This is a genomic window from Methylobacterium sp. Leaf361 (assembly GCF_001424445.1).
Lineage (GTDB): Bacteria > Pseudomonadota > Alphaproteobacteria > Rhizobiales > Beijerinckiaceae > Methylobacterium.
This window is the reverse complement of record NZ_LMPY01000001.1, coordinates 134,423-154,494: the sequence shown is the minus strand read 5'-3', so window position 1 is coordinate 154,494 and position 20,072 is coordinate 134,423. Positions and strand designations below refer to the sequence as shown.

The following is a 20,072-nucleotide window of genomic DNA, read 5'->3' as shown; positions in this document are numbered from 1 at the left end:
GCGGCACGTGCCGTCGACGCTAGGCGTAATTTGTTATAACAAACATCGGACGAAGGGGAGGAATATGTCAAGCGCTTCGGCGTCCGAACCGGAAACAGGCGATATCGTGCCGGACTGGGTCCGTCCGATCGTCAAGGAGAGCCTGAGCGAGCGGGCCTACCGCGAGCTGCGCGTCGCGCTGATGCGCGGGCAGTTGCGACCCGACACGCGCCTGCGGCTCCGGCCGATGTCGGCCCGGTTCGGCATCAGCGCGACCCCTATGCGCGAGGCCCTTCTCAGGCTCGTCGCCGAGAAGGCCCTCGCCCTCGACGCGCGCGGCAGCGTCGTCGTGCCCCGCCTGACCTTGGATCAGCTCCTGGAGATCCGGGCGATCCGCACCGATCTCGAGGGGCGTGCCGCCGCCGCTGGGGCAGCCAGCCGCGCGGCCGAGGTCGACGACCTCGAGGCGATCCACGCGCAGATCTCGCACTGTCACGCGAGCCGCGACTTCGCGCGGGCGGTGAACCTCAACACCGAGTTTCACCTGACGCTGTGCAGGCTCGGACAGATGCCGATCCTGTACGAGATCGTGGAGTTGCTGTGGGTGCGCTGCGGCCCGATCCTGTCGCACCTCTACGATGACGGCGTCCCCGACTGGGAGCCGCACCCCCATCGCCGCATCATCGACGCCCTGCGCCGCGGTGACCCGGAGGCGGCCCGGGATGCCGTGCGCGAGGACATCGAGCGCGGCGGGAGCGGCCTGTTCGCGCATGTCCGCGCGGCCGCCACAGGGTGATGACCGGCTCGCGGAGAGTCCACGAGCGATCGATCGATGGCCGAAGCAACGAGCCGACCTCGGCGGCCACAGCCCCGAAGGCGCCGGCGTCGATTGGCCCGCGGTTGCGGAACGCCGGAGCTCGATTATCGTGCGCCCATGCGCGCCGATCTCGCCGTCCTCGCTCTGGTCTTCGCCGCCACGGGCGCGCGCGCCCAGCAGCAGCTTCCGACCGTCCCGGAATTGCTGACGGCCGAGGCGAACGCCGCACGCGCCTGCGAGAGCACCGGCGATCCAGCCATCACGCGTGAGCAATGTCGGCTGCGCGATCGGCTGAGCGGACGCCTGGCGCAGGCGGGCTATTGCTGGGGCCGCAAGGGGCAGGCGGACGAGAAGAAGGAATGGCACGCCTGCCAGCCGGACTCGATCTACGAGGATGATATCGAGGCCGTGCAGCGCTGAGCGGCAGGCTTCGTCGTCGAACGCGGCTCCGCCACGCGAAGGTCTGTACGCCGGGCTACAGCAGGACACCGTTCCGCAGAACTGACGGCGCTGTGCGCGAGTCGTAGCTGTGGTGCTGCGCGGCGTTCGCGGAGCCACCGGCATCGAACTGGACGCATCACCTGAACGCCCGCGCTTCAACGTCCATCCGAGGAACAGAATTAGCATTGCTCGCACGATCGGACCAATGAACAAGTCATTATCTCAATAAAACTGTCGTTCTCCTCAAAACACCAGATCCAACGGCGTGAAATCTCCACGGTATCGCCGTCCAGAAGTACACGAAAATTCTTGAAACGCTCATGCAGAGTGTTAGACCGCCATCGTTGCTCGTGACTCCGACTACGATACGGTCGCCATCGATGATTCACACGATCAAAGGTAGGCTTTTCGCGCTTCTCGGGGTGCTGGGTACACTCCTCGTAGGATCAGCAGCGCTCAGCAATTACGCGCTCTACAGAGATTTCCGGGGCCTCGAATCGATCTACGCCGACAGGGTCATGCCGCTCAGCCAGTTCGGCGCGATGCGCGATGCCTTCGATGCCATGCTGACCGCGACGCGGGATTTCGAGTTCCACGCGATTCAGGCGTCCGAAGCCGTGACGATCCTCGATCGCCAGCTGGCACGGGCGAAGGAAGCCTGGTCCGCGTACCTGACCACGTACCTCACGCCCGAGGAGGCACAGCTCGTCGCGAGCCTGACGACGCGATTCGATCGGGACGTGGCGATCGTCACCGACCTCGTCCGCGCCTTGACGAAGGGGGACCTCAACGCTGTGACCGCGACCCGGATCGATCTGCTCCGCGCGATGGGTCCGACGACGGCGGCCATCGGCGAGTTGTCCGACCTGCAGGTCCGCGAGGCCCGCGCCGAGTTCGCACGCGCGGACGCGATGGCGCGGCGCCTGCGAATCCTGCTCTTCGCGACACTCGCCGGGGCCGCGCTCGCGGTCGGGTACGGCATTCGCGTGATCCTCGTCCAAGTCACCCGCCCGATCGCGCGGACCACGGCGACGATGACCCGTCTCGCCGCGGGCGACCTCGACGTGCGGATCGACGGTGCGGACCGCGGCGACGAGATCGGCGCGATGCTCAACGCTGTCCAGGTCTTCAAGGACGCGCTCGTCGCGAAGCGCGCGACGGATGCCGCCGCCGCCAACGAGGCGGCCGCGAAGGCGCGCCGCGCCGAGACGTTGGACAGCGCCACCGCGGCGTTCCGTGCCCGGATGGATCGCCTGACCGAGGCGCTGTCCGCCAGCGCCTCGTCCATGGAAGCCGCCGCCGCGACGATGGACCGGAGCGCCGGCGAGACCGCGACGCAGCTGCTCCAGGTGTCCTCGGCGGCCGAGCAGACAGCGGTCAACGTTCAGACCGTCGCGGCGGCCGGCGAGGAACTGGCGACGTCGATCGGGTCCATCAACGGCCAGATCACGCGCTCCTCGGACATGGCCCGGCGCGCGGCCACTGAGGCGTCGGAGACGAACACCCTCGTGATGAGCCTCGCCGACGGCGCCGAGCGGATCGGGACCGTGGTCAGCCTGATCGCCGGGATCGCCGCGCAGACGAACCTGCTCGCGCTGAATGCCACCATCGAGGCGGCCCGCGCCGGGGAGGCGGGACGCGGCTTCGCCGTCGTCGCCACCGAGGTCAAGGCGCTGGCGGCGCAGACCGTCCGGGCGACCGAGACGATCTCCGAGCAGGTCGCGACCATTCAGAAGGAGACCCACCGCGCGGTCGACGTCATCCAGGCGATCACCGCCGCTGTCCTGGACCTTCGGACCATCGCCACGGGCGTCGCGGCCGCGATGGAGGAGCAGGAGGCGGTGACGCAGGAGATCGTGCGGAACGTCAGCCAGGCCGCCGACGGCACCCAGGCGGTCACGGTCACGATCGGGCGCATCACGCAGGCCGCGGGCGAGACCGGCCGGACCGCGGCCGCGGCTCTGGACGCGGCCACCGCCCTGTCGCGACAGTCGGAGACCCTGAACGCGGCGGTCGCGGAGTACCTGGCGGCGGTGCGGGCCGCCTGAGGCGACACGCTCAGCGGCCGGGCGATCCAGGGAGCGGTGGCAGCCGCATCAGGGGCTCGCCGACCCGCAGGATCGATCCGACGGCGAGACCTGGGCAGAGCGTGAAGCCCGGAGGCGTCAGCACCACGATGGTGGAACCGTGCTCGAACCAGCCCATCTCGGCGCCCTTCGCGAGGCGCGCCGCGGTGGGCAGGGTCCGTCCGCCCGTCTCGCGCAGGGCGAGACCCTCGGGCAGGAAGCCGAGCCGCAGCCCGGCAACGAGGATGGCCGCCACCGGCACCAGCGTCACCGCGTGGCCGCCCTCCGCGAGGCGCAGGCGCAGGACGGCGCGCTCGTTCCGGCAGAACAGCGCCTCGACGCGTTTCAGGGCGATCGGATTCACGTTCCAGGTGTCGCCCCAGATATGTCGCACCGACTCGACCCGCAGGTCGTGCGGCGCGTGGAATCGATGGTACATCCCGGCCGTCAGGCGCAGGGTGGCGTAGCTGCCGCCCTCGTGGGCGCGCGCCAGCGCGACGTCTCCGCCGAGCAGGTCGGCGAGCGGGTAGGACAGGCCCTTGATCTGGAACAGGCGTCCGGCCTCGATGAGCCCATGGGCCCCGAGGATCGCGTCGCTGGGGCTCGTGAGCAGGGCCGGATCGGCCGCGATCGGCCGGGCACCGGGACGCAGGGCCCGCACGAAGGCGGCGTGGAGGCTGGGGAAGGGTGTATCCCGCGCGTCGCGGAGGTCGACGTCGCAGAACAGCCGCCAGGTCGATATCGAGAGGTCACGGATCAGCGGCTGCTCGATCCGGCTGAACCAGCCCATGAAGCGGGTGGCGAGACGGCGCGGCAGGCGGTTCGTCAGCAGGAAGTTGAGATCCTCCTGCGCCCCCACACGCGCCAGGACCGTCCGCAGCCGGGATCCGGAAACCGTCATCATGCCGTGAACCGCCTCCGGTAGGGCGCGGGGCGATGTCCGCGCTCCTCGTCACCCTGTCCGCCACCACCGTCGCCGCGGTGCTCGCCCTGCCACGGGCGGCCGAGCGCCTGCAGCTCTCCCGGGCGAAGCATCGCTCGCTCACCGGCCACGCCCGCATGGCCCGGCGCGTCGCCGGGCTGATCCCGAACTACGCCTACTCGGAGCGCGCCTTCTTCCGGTCGGACGATCCGGACGAGGCGGTGGCGCGCCGGCGCGAGGCCGGCTTCGCGCGGCTCTCCGACCTGTTCCGGGCGCGCTTCGCCCGGACACGCGCCGAGACCGAGGCGGTCCGCGACGGGCTCTCGGATCTCCAGTTCACCGGGCTCTACCGGGTGCCGTTCCAGTACGCCCGGCACGTGCGCGCCCATCTCGGCACCGGCGCCTTCGCGGCCGCCGCCGCCGGCGTCACCGTCACGGACCTCGACGGCAACGTCTTCTACGACCTCGCCGGCTCCTACGGCGTGAACCTGTTCGGCGTCGATTTCTATCGGGCCTGCCTGGAGGAGGGCGCGGCGCGGGTCTCGGCTCTCGGTCCCGTGCTCGGGCCGCTCCACCCGGTCGTCACCGGCAACGTCGCGCGGCTGAAGGCGATCTCGGGCCTCGACGAGGTCTCGTTCCACATGTCCGGGACCGAGGCGGTGATGCAGGCCGTGCGGCTCGCCCGCTACCACACCGGCCGCCGCCGGATCGTCCGCCTGTGCGGCGCCTATCACGGCTGGTGGGGCGAGGTGCAGCCGGGCATCGGCAACCCGGTCCCGACCCGCGACACGCTCACCCTGGCCGACATGTCCGAGCGGACGCTGCGGGTGCTCGCCGGCCGCCGCGACGTCGCCTGCGTCCTGGTCAACCCGCTGCAGGCCATGCACCCGAATGCCGGGGCGCCGGCGGATTCCGCGCTGGTCGACAGCGGCCGCAGGGCGTCCTTCGACCGCGCCGCCTACACCAAGTGGCTCCACGACCTCCGGGCGGTGTGCAGTGCCCGCGGCATCGTGCTGATCCTCGACGAGGTCTTCCTCGGCTTCCGGCTCGCCCGCGGCGGCGCGCAGGCGTATTTCGGCGTGCGCGCCGACATGGTCACCTACGGCAAGACCCTGGGGGGCGGCCTGCCGGTCGGCGTCCTCTGCGGGCGCGCCGACCTGATGCGCCGGTACAGGGAGGACCGGCCCGTCGACATCTGCTTCGCGCGGGGCACCTTCAACGCCCATCCCTACGTGATGGGCGCGATGGGCGCGTTCCTCGACCGGCTGGACAGCCCGGCGGTGGCCGCACTCTACGCCGACCTCGACGCGACCTGGGACGCGCGCGCGCGTCACCTGAACGCCCGGCTGGCGGAGGCCGGCCTGCCGGTGCGGGTCGCCAACATGTCGACGGTGTGGACGGTCCTGTACACCAAGCCGTCGCGCTACAACTGGATGCTGCAATTCTACCTGCGCGCCGAGGGGCTGGCCCTGTCGTGGGTCGGGACCGGCCGGATGATCTTCAGCCTCGCGTACGACGACGCGGCCTTCGAGGCCGTGGCGACGCGCTTCGAGGCGGCGGCGCGGGCCATGCGGGCGGACGGCTGGTGGGACGGCGGCGCGCCGAGCGACAGGGCGATCCGCCGGTCGATCCTGCGGGAGGTCGCGGCCATCCGCCTGGGCGGCCTCGGCGGCCGCCTGGGCCTGCGGGCACCGGATCTGGGCTGATCCGGCGCGCCGGGCGACGGGCCCGGCGCGCGACCTATGCTCAGGCGCCGCGCTCGTGCGGCTCCCGCTCCTCGACCAGCTCGCCGTGCAGCAGGGCCAGCGGCGCCTTGTGGTAGAGCTTGATGTCGTGGAACGGGTCGGTGAGGATCTTGGTCACCCAGACGAGGCCGGTCTGGACGTCGCGCTGGACGAAGAGCTGCAGCATCCGGAACAGCAGGCCGGCGAGCGCCAGCCACAGCCAGATCCAGCCGACGTTGCGGATCAGGTCCGCGGTGCTCTGGTGCGGCGCGATCAGGCCGAACAGGCTCGGGTCGAAGTAGAGCGGCAGGGGCGACAGGGCCCAGATCGCCAGGAGCACGACCTTCCGCTGCAGGTTGTAGCCGACCTTGATCTCCTCCTTGTGCTCGTGGGTCGCGTCGTTGACGTGGTCGTAGCCCTTCGGCTCGAAGAACAGGTGGCCGGCCTGCCGCGAGGTCATCGCCACCAGCCAGCCGATCAGGGCCGCCGTGGCCGGATCCCTGAACGCCAGGGCGTAGGCGACCAGGAAGCTGATCGCGCTCACCACGTGCAAGCTCTGATTGACGCGGTTGTGGTGATAGTAGCGGTGGTCGTCCCAGCGCTGGACGCGCAGTGCCTCCCGAAAACTCGCCATGATGTGGGTCCCCGATCGATGGTGGTGGGTTGGTCGAAGCTGATGCGCGGTCAGGCGGCGCGCTTGCGCAGGCGCAGCAGGGAGAAGTGGCCGAGCGGCGGGAGCGCCCGGCGCTCGACGATCTCCACCGGCGCGCAGGCGGCCCAGGCCGCGTAGCGCTCCCAGGCGAACTCGGTCCGCCATCCGAGGCGGCTCGTCACCGGAGCGAGGGTGCGCTCCACCGCCCGCCGCAGGCCGGCCTCGGCGCCGATCCGCGTGGTGATCACGATCTCGCCGCCGGGGCGCAGCACCCGGGCGAACTCGTCCAGCGCCGCCTCGGGATGGGGGACAGCCGTGACGACGTACTGCGCCACCACCACGTCGAAGGCGGCGTCCGGGAAGTCGAGCTGCTCGGCGTCCATGACGGCGAGGCGCTCCACGTTGCGCAGACGCAGCCGCGCCACGCGCTGACGCGCCTTCTCGAGCATGGGGGCCGAGATATCGATGCCGACGATGCTGCGGGCGCGCCTGTAGGCCGGCAGCGACAGGCCGGTGCCGACGCCGACTTCCAGGATGCGGCCGCCGATCCGTTCGGCGGCGGCCGCCGCCAGGGTACGGCCCTGCGCGAAGACGGGCCCGAAGACCAGATCGTAGACCGGGGCCCAGCGGCCGTAGGCCTTGGCGACGCCGTCGCGGTCGAGATCGGGCCCGAGCGTGCCCGCGCGCGAGGAACCGGTGTCGTGCATTCCGAGGGCCATGGGCGTCCTGTCTCGTTGTCGGCTAGGTCGGCCCGACGGCTCGCCTCGACCGTCGGGTGCAGGTCTGAGGCAGGCGTTCACCAGCTCAGTTCGCGTCACCGCGCGTCCGCTTGGTCAGACCAAGATCCGGCCAAGGGCTCGCGCTTGTCCGCCTCGAGAGCGCCGAGCGGCGTCGCGACAAGGCAGGGTGCGGTCACAATGGGCGAGGGAGGCGGGATCTCGATCATGCCACGCCGCCCGGATCATCAACGACCCCACGCCGCCTCTCCGCAGAAGTCTTTCCGCCGGCAAAGCTATGTCGTTCGTTTGACAAGCTTGTGACATATCCGTCAAACTCGCCAACGGCCATTCCATTTGCTGGCAAAATACTGATGTGCCACGCGCCATATCTATGCACGAGGGGTGATATGCGATCCTTCGAGCTACCTGATCTTGCCCGGTGACGAACGCCTCGGCCGCGCGTCGGCCGTGCTTCGGCTTCTCGCACACGCAGTGTTCACGATGCTCCGAACACCCTGCCGTTGCGGCCTCGTCGCAGATCCCGAGATGCGCGATGATTTGAGGGCGGGAAGCCTGCAGGTCGCGCCTTCGACATCTTCTCGCCCTGATATCGACGAGATGTGACCCGGTATCCCCAGCAGGACAGGGCGCGACGACGCGCCGAAGGAGTGTTTCGCGTGATCGAGAATTTGCGGCGTCAGACCATCGCGGTCGCGGCCATTGCCGGGATCGCTCTCAGCGCCGGGCAGGCGCAGGCCGCGCAGTGCGGCAACACCGCGGCCGGCTTCGATGCGTGGAAGCGGCAATTCGCCGAGGAGGCGCGCGGCCGGGCCAGCGCGGCCAGCCTCGCGGCGCTGCAGAACACAACCTACTCGACCGCCACCATCTCGGCGGACCGGGGGCAGCACAGCTTCAAGCTGTCGCTGGAGCAGTTTCTCGCCAAGCGCGGCGGCCCGACCATCGTCAAGCGGGGCCGCGCGCTGAAGCAGCAGAACGCGGCCCTCTTCGACTCGATCGAGCAGCGCTACGGCGTTCCGCCGGGCCCGCTCCTGGCGATCTGGGGCATGGAGACCGGCTTCGGCGCGGTGCGCGGCAACGTCAACACGCTCTCCGCGGTGGCGACGCTCGCCTACGATTGCCGGCGTTCCGAATACTTCACGGACCAGCTCTACGCTGCGCTGACCCTGGTCGATCGCGGGCTCCTGACACCGAATACCCGCGGCGCGGCGCACGGCGAGGTCGGGCACACCCAGTTCCTGCCGAAGAACGTGCTGGCCTACGGCACCGGCGACCTCAACAACGTCGGCGCCGCCCTGTCGTCCACGGCCAATTTCCTCAAGGCGCATGGCTGGCGGGCCGGCGCCGGCTACCAGCCCGGCGAGCCGAACTTCGCGGCGATCCAGGGCTGGAACGCGGCGCCGGTCTACGAGAAGGCGATCGCCATTCTCGGGCGCCAGATCGACAACAATTAGCAGTATCTCGGCCTCGAATAGACCGAGACGTATTGCGAGAACTGCGGCGGCGCGCCCGAAAATGGTCCCGATCGAGCCAAGATCGACCATCGCATCGCCCCAGAAAAGCCGGCCCGACCCCGCTGTCTCACGCTGAGCGGGGCCGGTCCGCCCGCCGCGGATCCGTATCCTGTGCGGAGGGCGGCAGCCGGCAAGCCCCGCCTCGCGACGAGGAGCATGGGCAACCGCGATGGCTGTCGAATCCGTGCCGCTGGACGGCCTCAAGACCCGGAACGCGCGCAGCACGTGGCTCGCGCCACTGACAGTGCTCACCGGCGCGGTGACGCTCGCCGCCCTCGGGGGCAGCGTCCTGCATCGCGCCCCGGTCCCGGTAACCGGCATCGAGAACGCCCGGACGGAAGCGCCGGTGCCCGCACCGTCCGCGGAGGACAGGGCCGAGACCGCCGCCGCCGAGCCGGAGGCCGCCGAATCGCCCGAGCCCAGTCGTGACGCTCTCGGCAATTCGCAGTCACGATGGGCCTGGAATCAGATCGCCCCACCCTCGCTGACGCCCGAACCCGTCCCCGAAGGCGCCGATGCCGGCGCCGACGCGCAGCCCGGAACGCAGGTCGCCGAGACACCGCTCAGCGCGATGGTGGTCCCGCTGCCGATCCCCCGTCCGCCCGAGTTCCGCGGGCCCGCGGGCACCGCACTCGCCCGGCGGTCCGACCGGCGCATGGCGCGCCGCGAGTTGCCGCCGGCGGCTCAGCCCATCCCCCAACCCGAAGAGCGCTCGTTCATCGAGAAGCTGTTCGGCATCGAGCGCGGACCGGCGCTGGCCTACACGGCGCTCGAGAGCAAGCCGGCCGACGTCGCGCCGCCGCAGCAGCGCGTCTCGCCGCCGCTGGCCCCGGCCCGGGATCCGGGCCCCTCGGCCGGCATCGCGGTCTACAACATCGCCGCCCGGACCGTGACCCTTCCGAACGGCGAGCGCCTGGAGGCGCATTCCGGCCTGGGCGAGGGGCTGGACGAGCCGCGCCTCGTCAACGTCCGGATGCGCGGCCCGACTCCGCCCGGCACCTACGATCTCACCGAGCGCGAACGGCCCTTCCACGGCGTGCGGGCGATCCGCCTCACGCCGGTCGGCGGCAACGAGGCGGTCTACGGCCGTGTCGGCCTGCTGGCACACACCTATATGCTGGGCCCGCGCGGCGACTCGAACGGCTGCGTGTCGTTCCGCGACTACGACCGGTTCCTCCAGGCCTTCCTGCGCGGCGAGGTTCAGCGGCTGGTGGTCGTCAGCGGCACGCAGGACCCGCTGCCGAGCCTCGCCGCCGGCACGGTCACGACCCGCATGGCCCGCAACGGCGGCTGACGACGGCTCGCCCGCGGCAACGGCCGCAAGCGCGCAGACGGTCTACCAGCACTGCTCGCGCGGCGCTTGGAACGCGCCGTGCTGGCCCGCAGAACGCGGTGGCGGCGCGTTCCGGCGCCGCGACACGCGAGTCCCCGGTCCAGACCATGCCCGCACAACGATCGGCCGCCGCGGCCGTCCGTATCCTCCTGGCGCTCTCCGGTGTCCTGGCGGCCGACTTGGCCTGGAGCGCCTCCGCGCCGGACCGCGTCGGCGCGGCGGTGGTCGGGGCGCGCTTGGCGGACCGGATCGTCGGCACCTGGGAACTTGTCTCCTACAAGGTCGAGGACAAGGAGACCGGCACACTCGTCGACGCCATGGGCGGCACGCCGCGCGGTCGCGTCATCTTCACCAAGGACGGCTGGGTCGCCTTCAACCTCGAGGGGAGCGCCCGCACGCCGGCGACCACCGACGCCGAGCGGGCCGCGCTGATGAAGACCCTCGTCGCCTATATCGGCCGCTACCGGATCGAGGGTGACCAGTGGGTCACCAGCGTGCAGACCGCGTGGGCGCCCGAATGGGTCGGCACCGAGCAGCGCCGCACCATCCATATCGACGGCGACTACGCCGACGTCACGACTCCCTGGCGCGTGATGCCCAACTGGGATGACGGCCGCCTGTCGCGCAGCATCATCCGATTCAAGCACATCCCGTAGCGGCGCGCCTTCGCCACGCCGTCGCGTCGAGCGACCGATCGGGCGACCGATCGCGGCCAGTCTATCGGCGGGTCGCCGCCATGCGCGCCGGTCGTCGCGACGGACTGACAGGATGGCGGCGATTGCAACCCTGGCAGTAATTGTCCTTTCAGGCCCCGTCCTCTATGAGGCCACCATCAATCTGCTGAGCCAAGCCAGCCAGCATCTTCCCGCCCACCCGGCAATCGCGCCACCGCGCGAGCGAGGTCTTGAACCGGTGATCCGTTCTCCGGCGAGATCGCGCGCCTATGCGGAGGGAAGGCCTCTGCGTCGCGCGAGCGCGCCCCGTCGTCCCACGATCCGTGCGGCTCGGGGACGACGGACGCGATGCGGGCCAGGGCAGGACCGTCGTGCCGGGTCGAGCGAGACCGCGAGCGTGCCGCGACGGGAACGGGGAAACGATCCGGAAGGCCGGACGGGCGGGATTCGCGCCCGTCGCATCGAGTGTCTTCCGTACGCGCGGCGGCCGATCGGGCCGTGCGGTACGCAAAAGCGGGATCTGCCCATGCGTGGCGACGACGAGACCCAACACCGGCGCGACCGCCGGGCCGCGGACGTGCTGCCCCTGAGCCGGCGGCGGCTCCTCGGCACGGCCGCCACCGGCCTGGCGCTGGCGGCCCTGCCGGGCGCGTTGGCCCTGGCCGAGGGCGCGGACAGCAAGGTCGACGTGCTGCTGATCGGCGGCGGGATCATGAGCGCGACGCTGGGCGTCTGGCTGAACGCGCTGGAGCCGAACTGGTCGATCCAGATGGTCGAACGGCTGGATCAGGTCGCCCTCGAGAGCTCGAACGGTTGGAACAACGCCGGCACCGGACACTCGGCCCTGGCGGAGCTGAACTACACGCCCGAGAAGAAGAACGGGCAGATCGAGATCGCCAAGGCGGTGGAGATCAACGAGGCGTTCCAGGTGACCCGGCAGTTCCTGGCGCATCAGGTCAAGACCGGCGTGATGACGGACCCACGCGCCTTCATCAACTACACGCCCCACATGAGCTTCGTCTGGGGCGACGACAACATCGCCTACCTGAAGAAGCGCTGGGAGGCTCTGAAGGCGAGCCCGCTCTTCGCCGGCATGGAGTACTCGGAGGATCCCGAGCAGCTCCGCAAGTGGGTGCCCCTGATGATGGAGGGCCGCGACCCGAAGCAGAAGGTCGCCGCGACCTGGTCGCCGCTCGGGACCGACTGCGAGTGGGGCGAGGTGACCCGCCAGTACGTCGCTCACCTGCAGAAGCAGCCGAGCTTCAACCTCCGGCTCTCCACCGAGGTCGAGAGCATCACCAAGAACGGCGACGGCTCGTGGCGGGTGACCGCCAAGAACCTGAAGGACGGGACGCGCCGGACGACCGACGCCAAGTTCGTGTTCATCGGCGCGGGCGGCGGTGCCCTGCACCTCCTGCAGAAATCCGGCATCCCCGAGGGCGACGAGTATGCCGGTTTCCCGGTGGGCGGCTCGTTCCTGATCAACGACAATCCCGACGTCGCCACGCTCCATCTCGCCAAGGCATACGGCAAGGCGTCCGTGGGCTCCCCGCCGATGTCGGTGCCGCATCTCGACACGCGCGTGATCAACGGCAAGCGCGTGATCCTGTTCGGGCCGTTCGCGACCTTCTCGACCAAGTTCCTGAAGGAGGGCTCGTACTTCGACCTCCTCAGCTCCACGACCACCAGCAACATCTGGCCGATGATGAAGGTCGGCGTCGACGAGTTCCCGCTGGTCGAGTACCTGGCGGGGCAGCTGATGCTGTCGGACGACGACCGGATCGCGGCGCTGCGCGAGTACTTCCCGAAGGCCAAGAAGGAGGAGTGGCGCCTCTGGCAGGCGGGGCAGCGTGTGCAGATCATCAAGCGCGACCCGAACAAGGGCGGCGTGCTGAAGCTCGGCACCGAGATCGTCAACGCCAGGGACGGCAGCATCGCGGCGCTCCTCGGCGCCTCGCCCGGCGCCTCCACGGCGGCGCCGATCATGCTGCAGGTGCTGGAGAAGGTCTTCGCCCAGAAGGTCGCCACGCCGGAATGGCAGGCGAAGATCCGGGAGATCGTGCCGAGCTACGGCACGAAGCTCAACGACGATCCCGACCGCGTCGCGCGCGAGTGGACCGACACGAGCGCGCAGCTCCAGCTCCCGACCCCGCCGCAGATCGACCGGGCCGTGCTGAAGCCGGTCTCGACCGGCAGCACCGTGCTGAACAGCAGCGCCACGCCGGTGAAGGAGCCGGTCCACGACCTCGCGCCGTGAGCGGTGCGTCCCGGGGCGCCGACGGTCGCGCGCCCCGGGAGCGCGTCGGCGCTCAGAGCCCGACCCGACCCAGGGCCGGCAGCTTGAGACCGGGCCGGCGCAGGTCGATCCCGGCGACGCCGCCGAGCAGGTTCAGCTCCAGGCCCTCGACCCAGCCGAGGGTTACCCCGGCATAGCCGCCGAGGTTGATGCGGATCCCGGTCCGCGACGGCGTCAAACCGATCCAGCGCCCGTCGTAGGGGAAGTCCTTGCCGATCGCGGTGGTGGGCAGGCTCTCGCGGATCTCCGGCACCGCCGCCATGACGGTGGCCACGAAGGTGTTCGAGTTCGGGCCGGGCCACACGACGTAGTCGCCGGGCCGGCTGAACCGGTACTCGGCCACGGCCTGCCGGATCCGCGGCAGCATCGCCTCCGCCTCGGCGCCGTCGGCCGCGAACACCACCGTCGGCGGGTTCCCGAACCAGCGTCCGTCCGGCACGAACCGGTCGACCCAGATCGGCTGGCCCCAGGCCGTGTAGTCGAAGCGGCTGTAGGCGCGGGCGCCGCGCTCCTTGACGACGATCCAGCTATGCGTGGCCACGATGCCGCGCCAGCTCACGGTCCGCGCCGAGAAGATGCGCAGCACGGCGCCGTGATGCGCGTCCGCGCGCGGCAGCAGGCCGGCGCTGGACCGATCCGCCAGACGCCAGTCGCCGCTCGCCCGCGTCGCGTAGAGCAGGGCGGAGATCGCCACCGGCACGAGGAAGAGCGCGGCGAGCGCGAGGAGGGCGATCCTGAACAGGGTCACGGGCAGTCCGGCGGGGAGGGCGGGATAGAATCCGCATGTAGGTAGCGCCCGCATCCGCGAAACTGCGACCGACGCACCCCGGGGCTGCGCGCGCGTCAGGGTGGGGAGGCGAGGGCGTCCAGCAGCAGCGTCGCGGCGAGGAGATCGGCGCAGCCGCCGGGGCTCAGGCGCGCGGCCACGAAGGCGCGGTGGATCGCCGCCGCGCGCGCGCGCCAGTCGGGGGCCGCGATGCCTCCGGCGTCGAGAAAGGTCGCGGCGGCCGCGCGCGCGCCGACGAGGCCGTCGGCACCGCCGCGGTGCAGGAGGTTCGTGTCGTCGACGACCGCCAGGAGGGCGAAGAAGCAGTGCACGCGCGCCGCCTCGGCATCGTGGGGGGCGCACGATCGGCCGAAGCGGAGAGCGGGCAGGGCGACGGCGCGGATGGTCGGAAAGCCCGCCGCGGCCTCGGCGCTGGCGCCACCGACGCCGAAGCGCCGCGCCGCGCGGCCGCCGTGGCTGACGGCCGAGACCGGCGCCCGGGTGATCGCTGTCCCCCAGAGATGACCGACCGCCTCCGCCAGCCCTTCGGCGCTCGCGCGCTCCGCACCGGGCCCCACGCCCCGAGCTCCCGCCGCGGCACAGATCAGCCCCAGCGAGAAGATGGCGCCCCGATGCGCGTTGACGCCGCCGGTCGCCCGCATCATCGCGGTCTCGGCGGCCAGACCGATTGCCCGGAGTTCCGCCATTACGGCATCGCGGGCGCCCGCCGCGACCAGTTCCGCGAAGAACGGCCGGAGCGCCGCCGCGCTGCGGCGGAGCGTCTCCGCATCCATGTCGTCGTGGCTGCCGGAATCGACCGGGCTCACGAGGCCGGGCTTGGGCCAGGTCTCCAGTTCGCCGATGAGCGCCGCGTGCGCGAGATCCGCGACGCGTTCGGCCCAGGGCGCGGCGGCGTTGCTCCGGTCCGCGCCCGGCGCGATGAGGCTCTGATCGTCGCGCAGGGTCGAAGCTCCCCAAGGGTTCGCCGGCGTGGCCGAAGCGGCGTCGGGCGGCCCGGGATATACCGGATGGCCGTGCCGGCACAGACGCGGCGTTCTCCGAGCCGGTTCGACTGTCCTGCCCTAGAAGGATCCGACGAAGCGCTCGGGCAGCGTCCAGAGGTCGGGCGCCTGGATCGCGCTCTTGCGCTCGATCGCGTCGGCGAACAGCCGCTTCGTGGTCTCGAAATGGGCCTCACCCGGACGCATCTGAACGGGACGGCGCGGGACGCGACCGATATCGGCCTTCACGAAGGTCAGGAACTCCGTCGGGTCGATGGCGTGGTGGGAGTTCGGGATGCCGATCGGCGCGGCCGCATTCCGCTTCTGCTGGCGCCTGAAGAGGATGTCGTGGTCCAGATACGCCAAGTGGAACAGGAACAGGTCGCGGAAATCGGGGCGGTGATCCTGGATCAGGCAGTGGAAGCCGACGTGCCAGTCGACCCGCTCCGACACGATGGTCGCCTTGCACAGGGTGGATATCGGCCGGATGTATCCCCGCTGGCCGGAGATCGGCGCCGCGACGTCGATAGGGGCCTCGTCCCCGACGTGCATGACGTCGGCCCCGAACAGATCGAGGATGGGGGGCAGCGGCCGCGCGGCGATGTAATCGGAGAGTGTAGACGATACGTCCGGATCGGGGAGGATCAGCTCGTCGCTATCCGCATAGAGAACATATTTGAAGCCGATGAACAGCGATGCGCAGAAATCCCTGACCGTGTGGGCGCGCTCCCACTCGTTCAGGGGCAACCGCGGCAACCGGACGACGTTCGCGCGCAGTCCGGTCGTCGAGCCGTCGTCGGAACCGTGGTCGAGGATATAACAGTTTTCAGCCCCGACTTGTCGCTCGTAGTGCTTCAGCCAGAGCGGAAGCATGGTCTTTTCGTTGTAGGCCATCGTGACGGCGGCGAGCGGCCTCTTGTGCAACGGTATTCCTTCCCGCCAACGCGGCCTTCACCGCGCTTCTACAGCGCATTCGCGAAGCGTTTGATCGGAGCTTAGTGGCAATGGATCGTGCGCAGCAACTCCTGAGGTCGTTGACCAAGGACGCCCGCATCGTGGAGATTGGCCCGAGCTTCAGCCCGCTCGCGCCGAAGCGCGACGGCTGGAACACGTTCGTCATCGATCACGCGCCGCGCTCGGAGCTCATCGAGAAGTATCACGACCAGACGGTCGACCGCATCGAGGAGGTCGATTTCGTCTGGACAGGCGGCTCGATCGCGGACGCGGTCCCGCTCGACCAGCACGGCACCTTCGACGCGTTCATCGCCAGCCACGTCATCGAGCACACGACCGACATCGTGACCTTCCTGCGCGCCGCCGAGACGCTGCTTCGGCCGGACGGCGTGGTGATCCTGGCCGTGCCCGACAAGCGCAAATGCTTCGATTTCTACCGTTCCCTCACCGGGACGGCGGACGCGGTCGCGGCGTTCCTGGAGAAGCGGAACCGGCACACGGTCCGGACCCACATCGACTACGCCCTGAACATGGCGCTGAAGGACAACGGCACGGTCGGCGCCTGGTCGGGCCAGGACACGCGGCCGGCCATTCCCGCGAATCCGCTCACCGACGAGCCGCAGTGGCTCGGCGCCGCGCAACTGCCCTACTACGCCGACGCCCATGCCTGGGTGTTCGTGCCGGCGAGCTTCAATCTGATGATCCTGGAGCTGGCGCAGCTCGGCTACATCGATCTGCGCGTCGAGGATTTCCTCGACCGGGACGCGACGGAATTCTTCGTGTGGCTCCGCAAGGGACGCCTGCGGCTGGCGCCGGACGAGATCCGCGAGCAGCGCACCGCGCTGATGCAGCGCGCCATCGTCGAGCTGGCGGAACAGGTGCAGCAACTGCCCGAGACGTCCTTCGTCGAGATGGCCTCGGCGGGGGCGCTGCGGGATCAGCTCCTCAAGGCGACCTACCGGACCGAGGCGCTCCGCACCGTGCTGGCGGCGCTGCGGGCCAGCATCGGCCGTTTCGGGCTGGATCGGGCCAAGTTCAAGCGCCTGATCGGCGCGGCGAGCCAGAAGGTTCCGGGGAACCTCTCGGCGGCGGTCCAGCACAAGATCCTGCTGACCGAGGCGACCAAGATCCTCGACGGCATCACGGATTCTGCGGTCGAGACCGACGACCGGGATCCCGCCGTCATCGACGGCGCCGTCTTGGTGGCGCCGCTCGGCGCGGCCCAGTTCGGGGATCCGCTGCTCACCGCCGAACTGGAGCGCGAGCGCCAGCGCGCCAGGGCGGTCCGCATGGTGCTGGACGCCGTGCTCGGAAGCCTGCGCGGCCGCGCCCTCGACAAGAAGCGGTTCCGGGACCTCGTCACGCAGGCGGCCGCGCGGACGCCGAATGACGGCCCCGAATCGGCGCGCCACGCGGTGCTGTCCGAGGAATCGCGGCGGGTCCTCGGCCTGCCGGTCGCCTGAGGCAGGCCGCGGCACCGACCGCGCCGTGGCGCGAGCGGCGCCCGGCGCGCCCGAAGCGGGCCCGGCCGGCCGTCACGCCGCCGACGCGACCGCCGGGGAGATGCGCTTGCGGGCCTTCTTGTCCTCGGTGCTGCTGACGAAGGCCTGCGCCTCCTCCTTGCGCTCGAAGACGTGCGGCGCGACCCCGCGCTTGTTCAGGGCCTCCTCCATCTTGAGGCGCAGGAAGGCGCTGGTCGCGTAGCGGGTCGTGGTCGCGTAGTAGTTCGCCTGCAGGTACTGGACCATGCCGGCGTAGTCGTCGACCAAGTTCTCGTTGAGCCGGAAGCCGTCGTGATTGATCACGGCGTTGACCCGCTGGCCCGCCTTCCGGCAGGCCTCGACGATGGTCATGCGCAGCTCGTCCATGTCGCCCTTCACCCGGCAGTACCAGCCTTCCAGGTTGACGAAGAGGATGTTGCGCTCGCCGTCGTAGCTGACGCGGGACTTCAGATCGAGGTTGAGCAGATCCGAGATCAGCTCCATCGGCTCCTCGCGGAAGATGCGCGGATCCATCGGCACCGGATTGCGCACGACGGGGGCGAAATCCATGTGGGCGAGGATGTCGCGCTCGATGTCGATCCCCGGCGCGACCTCGATCAGCTCCAAGCCCTCCGGAGTCAGCTGGAAGACGCAGCGCTCGGTCACGTAGAGGACCGGCTGCGACCGCTCGACCGCGTAGGGGCCCGAGAAGGTGTTCTGCTGGACCTGGGTGACGAACTTGCGGGCCTTGCCCTCGTTCACGATGCGCACCTGACCGTCGGACACCGCGATCTCGAGACCGCCGGCCGTGAACGTCCCGGCGAACACGACGGTGCGGGCGTTCTGCGAGATGTTGATGAAGCCGCCGCAGCCGTTCAGCTTGCCGCCGAACCGCGAGGTGTTGACGTTGCCGGCCGCGTCGCACTCGGCCATGCCCAGGCAGGTCATGTCGAGGCCGCCGCCGTCGTAGAAGTCGAACATCTGGTTCTGGTCGATGATGCAGTCGGCGTTGGTGGCCGCGCCGAAGCTCGAACCGGACGCCAGCACCCCGCCGACCGCGCCCGCCTCTGTGGTGAGGGTGATGTAGGGAGTGATCTTCTCCTCGTTGGCGACCGACGAGATGCCCTCGGGCGCGCCGACGCCGAGATTGACCACGCCGTTCGGCGGCAGCTCGAAGGCGGCGCGGCGCGCGATGATCTTGCGCTCGTTGAGCGCCATCCGTTTGATGCCGGTGACCGGGACCCGGATCTCGCCGGCGAGCGCCGCGTCGTGCATCACGCCGTAGTTCATCCGGTGCATCTCGGGCTCGGCGACCACCACGCAGTCGACGAGGATGCCGGGCACGCGCACGTCCTTCGGCAGGAGGTAGCCGTCGTCGACGATGCGCTCGACCTGGGCGATGACGATGCCGCCGTTGTTGCGGGCCGCCATGGCCTGGGCGAGGCAGTCCAGGGTCAGCGCCTCCTTCTCGTAGGAGAGGTTGCCCGACGGATCAGCCGAGGTGGCCCGGATGAAGGCCACGTCGATCTTGGTCGCCGTGTAGAACAGCCACTCCTCGCCATCGACCTCGACGAGCTTGACGATGTCCTCGGTGGTCAGTTCGTTGACCTTGGCGCCCCCGTGGCGCGGGTCGACGTAGGTCTTCAGGCCGACCTTCGAGAACAGGCCCGGCTGACCCGCCGCGCAGGCCCGGTAGAGCTGGGAGATCACGCCCTGGGGCAGGTTGTAGCCGCGGATCAGGTTGTCCTGCGCGGCCTTGGCGACCTTGGGCATGCGGCCGAAATTGGCCGCGATGACCCGCGTGAGGAGGCCGTCATGGTGCAGGCGGCCGGTGCCGAGCCCTTTGCTGTCGCCGGCGCCGGCCGTCATGATCAGGGTGAGGCCGCGGGGTGATCCGGTCTCGACGAATCGCTTCTCGAGGGCGGCGTGCAGGGCCTCCGGGATGCAGCTCTGGACGAACCCCGTGGTGGTCACGACGTCGTTCTCGCGGATCAGCGCGATCGCCTCTTCCGCCGAGATGACCTTGTTCTTCCTCATGGAGCCCGTGATCCTCCCCGGCACGTGGAGGAGCGGCCGGCCGTGATGCCCGTCGCCTCCGACTGTGCCATGCGCCGCCCCCGTGGTGCCGGGACGTCTCGGCCCCGGAGATCGGCTGAGTTTTGAATACGATCGTTATTGCACCGCATCAATATTTGCGGCATCGCACGAGGGCACATGCCGGCGCCGTGACAGTACTCCGAAAATGAGTGTGGGCGCTCCTGAAAAACTCTTCGGTCCACGATCAGAAAAATTGCGCGCGTCGCGGGGCCGTCGGCCGCCTGTGCTCCGCCGCACGCGATTTCCATGGTCCGCGTGCGCCGCCTCACCGCGGCGTCCCGGGATCCGGTGTCTCTCGGTCTGGACACGACAGGAGGCGATCATGAACCGAGATCCGAGAGCCCGGAGCAGGCAGGCCGACGGCAAGGCCCGGACGGCGGAGTCCGACCGCGAGAATGATGCCCGCGCACGCGCGGCGGTGGTGGATGCCTGGCGCCGGGCACTGCTCCGGATGCGCGAGCGGCGCGCGACCGAGGACCGCGCCGATCCGGGCCATTGAGGCCCGGGGAGAGCCGAGCGGACCGGTCCGGCGCCCGGCGGCGACGCGGGGCCGGCGGTCCGGATCGGGCCCCGACGTCGCCCGAATGGGGACGGGGACCGACCCTTTTTCTCTACTTG

Annotated in this window: 17 protein-coding genes; 10 read left to right on the top strand and 7 right to left on the bottom strand. The window is 70.2% G+C overall.

Annotated elements, in window-relative coordinates; all coding sequences use genetic code 11:
• Positions 1-64 precede the first annotated feature (64 nt).
• From ASG32_RS00790 to ASG32_RS00780, 3 genes are all read left to right on the top strand, one after another.
• Positions 65-775 carry a GntR family transcriptional regulator gene (locus ASG32_RS00790; RefSeq protein ID WP_026604719.1) on the top strand — a complete coding sequence of 237 codons (711 nt, stop codon included), beginning with the start codon at positions 65-67 and terminating at the stop codon, positions 773-775.
• Positions 776-913: 138 nt separating this feature from the next.
• On the top strand, positions 914-1,216 hold the full coding sequence (locus ASG32_RS00785) for a hypothetical protein (RefSeq protein WP_020091704.1): 303 nt from the start codon (positions 914-916) through the stop codon (positions 1,214-1,216).
• A 401-nt stretch (positions 1,217-1,617) separates the two neighbouring features.
• A complete protein-coding gene (locus ASG32_RS00780; protein WP_056521400.1) occupies positions 1,618-3,285 on the top strand; it encodes a methyl-accepting chemotaxis protein in 1,668 nt (555 codons plus the stop codon).
• A 10-nt stretch (positions 3,286-3,295) separates the two neighbouring features.
• Here ASG32_RS00780 and asd read toward each other — a convergent pair whose 3' ends face one another.
• Positions 3,296-4,207, bottom strand: a complete 912-nt coding sequence (gene asd, locus ASG32_RS00775; RefSeq protein WP_082557701.1) for an archaetidylserine decarboxylase — start codon at positions 4,205-4,207, stop codon at positions 3,296-3,298.
• A 32-nt stretch (positions 4,208-4,239) separates the two neighbouring features.
• Here asd and ASG32_RS00770 point away from each other — a divergent pair, with 32 nt between their 5' ends.
• Positions 4,240-5,931, top strand: a complete 1,692-nt coding sequence (locus tag ASG32_RS00770) for an aminotransferase class III-fold pyridoxal phosphate-dependent enzyme (protein ID WP_056521397.1) — start codon at positions 4,240-4,242, stop codon at positions 5,929-5,931.
• A 40-nt stretch (positions 5,932-5,971) separates the two neighbouring features.
• Here ASG32_RS00770 and ASG32_RS00765 read toward each other — a convergent pair whose 3' ends face one another.
• Both ASG32_RS00765 and ASG32_RS00760 read right to left on the bottom strand, forming a co-directional pair.
• Positions 5,972-6,583: a hypothetical protein gene (locus ASG32_RS00765; RefSeq protein WP_056521394.1), complete on the bottom strand. Its 612-nt coding sequence runs from the start codon at positions 6,581-6,583 to the stop codon at positions 5,972-5,974.
• Between the two features lie 50 nt (positions 6,584-6,633).
• Positions 6,634-7,320, bottom strand: coding sequence for a methyltransferase domain-containing protein (locus ASG32_RS00760; RefSeq protein ID WP_056521391.1), 687 nt, complete (start codon positions 7,318-7,320; stop codon positions 6,634-6,636).
• Positions 7,321-7,997: 677 nt separating this feature from the next.
• Between ASG32_RS00760 and ASG32_RS00755 the strand changes: the two genes are divergently transcribed.
• The 4 genes from ASG32_RS00755 to mqo all read left to right on the top strand — a co-directional run bounded on the left by ASG32_RS00755 (position 7,998) and on the right by mqo (position 13,116).
• Positions 7,998-8,792: a lytic transglycosylase domain-containing protein gene (locus ASG32_RS00755; RefSeq protein WP_056521389.1), complete on the top strand. Its 795-nt coding sequence runs from the start codon at positions 7,998-8,000 to the stop codon at positions 8,790-8,792.
• 229 nt (positions 8,793-9,021) lie between these two features.
• Positions 9,022-10,146, top strand: coding sequence for a DUF2778 domain-containing protein (locus ASG32_RS00750; protein WP_056521384.1), 1,125 nt, complete (start codon positions 9,022-9,024; stop codon positions 10,144-10,146).
• A gap of 146 nt (positions 10,147-10,292) precedes the next feature.
• Complete coding sequence (locus tag ASG32_RS00745) at positions 10,293-10,841, top strand: lipocalin-like domain-containing protein (protein ID WP_234081041.1); 549 nt, start codon at positions 10,293-10,295, stop codon at positions 10,839-10,841.
• A 544-nt stretch (positions 10,842-11,385) separates the two neighbouring features.
• The gene (mqo, locus tag ASG32_RS00740) at positions 11,386-13,116 is read left to right on the top strand and encodes a malate dehydrogenase (quinone) (RefSeq protein WP_056521381.1); all 1,731 of its coding nucleotides are present in this window, start codon (positions 11,386-11,388) and stop codon (positions 13,114-13,116) included.
• Positions 13,117-13,168: 52 nt separating this feature from the next.
• Here mqo and ASG32_RS00735 read toward each other — a convergent pair whose 3' ends face one another.
• The 3 genes from ASG32_RS00735 to ASG32_RS00725 form a co-directional block, all read right to left on the bottom strand.
• Positions 13,169-13,903 (bottom strand): DUF3750 domain-containing protein, encoded by a 735-nt coding sequence (locus ASG32_RS00735; RefSeq protein WP_056521378.1) that lies wholly within the window; start codon positions 13,901-13,903, stop codon positions 13,169-13,171.
• Positions 13,904-13,998: 95 nt separating this feature from the next.
• Positions 13,999-14,862: a triphosphoribosyl-dephospho-CoA synthase MdcB gene (mdcB, locus tag ASG32_RS00730; protein ID WP_082557700.1), complete on the bottom strand. Its 864-nt coding sequence runs from the start codon at positions 14,860-14,862 to the stop codon at positions 13,999-14,001.
• A 141-nt stretch (positions 14,863-15,003) separates the two neighbouring features.
• Positions 15,004-15,846 (bottom strand): glycosyltransferase family 2 protein, encoded by an 843-nt coding sequence (locus ASG32_RS00725; RefSeq protein ID WP_056521372.1) that lies wholly within the window; start codon positions 15,844-15,846, stop codon positions 15,004-15,006.
• Between the two features lie 80 nt (positions 15,847-15,926).
• Here ASG32_RS00725 and ASG32_RS00720 point away from each other — a divergent pair, with 80 nt between their 5' ends.
• Entirely contained in the window at positions 15,927-17,339 is a 1,413-nt protein-coding gene (locus ASG32_RS00720; RefSeq protein WP_056521368.1) for a methyltransferase domain-containing protein, read from the top strand.
• Positions 17,340-17,411: 72 nt separating this feature from the next.
• Here the strand turns inward: ASG32_RS00720 and ASG32_RS00715 are convergent, their stop codons facing one another.
• Positions 17,412-19,394 (bottom strand): acyl CoA:acetate/3-ketoacid CoA transferase, encoded by a 1,983-nt coding sequence (locus ASG32_RS00715; RefSeq protein WP_020091719.1) that lies wholly within the window; start codon positions 19,392-19,394, stop codon positions 17,412-17,414.
• Between the two features lie 382 nt (positions 19,395-19,776).
• Between ASG32_RS00715 and ASG32_RS34300 the strand changes: the two genes are divergently transcribed.
• Entirely contained in the window at positions 19,777-19,953 is a 177-nt protein-coding gene (locus tag ASG32_RS34300; RefSeq protein WP_020091720.1) for a hypothetical protein, read from the top strand.
• Positions 19,954-20,072: the final 119 nt, after the last annotated feature.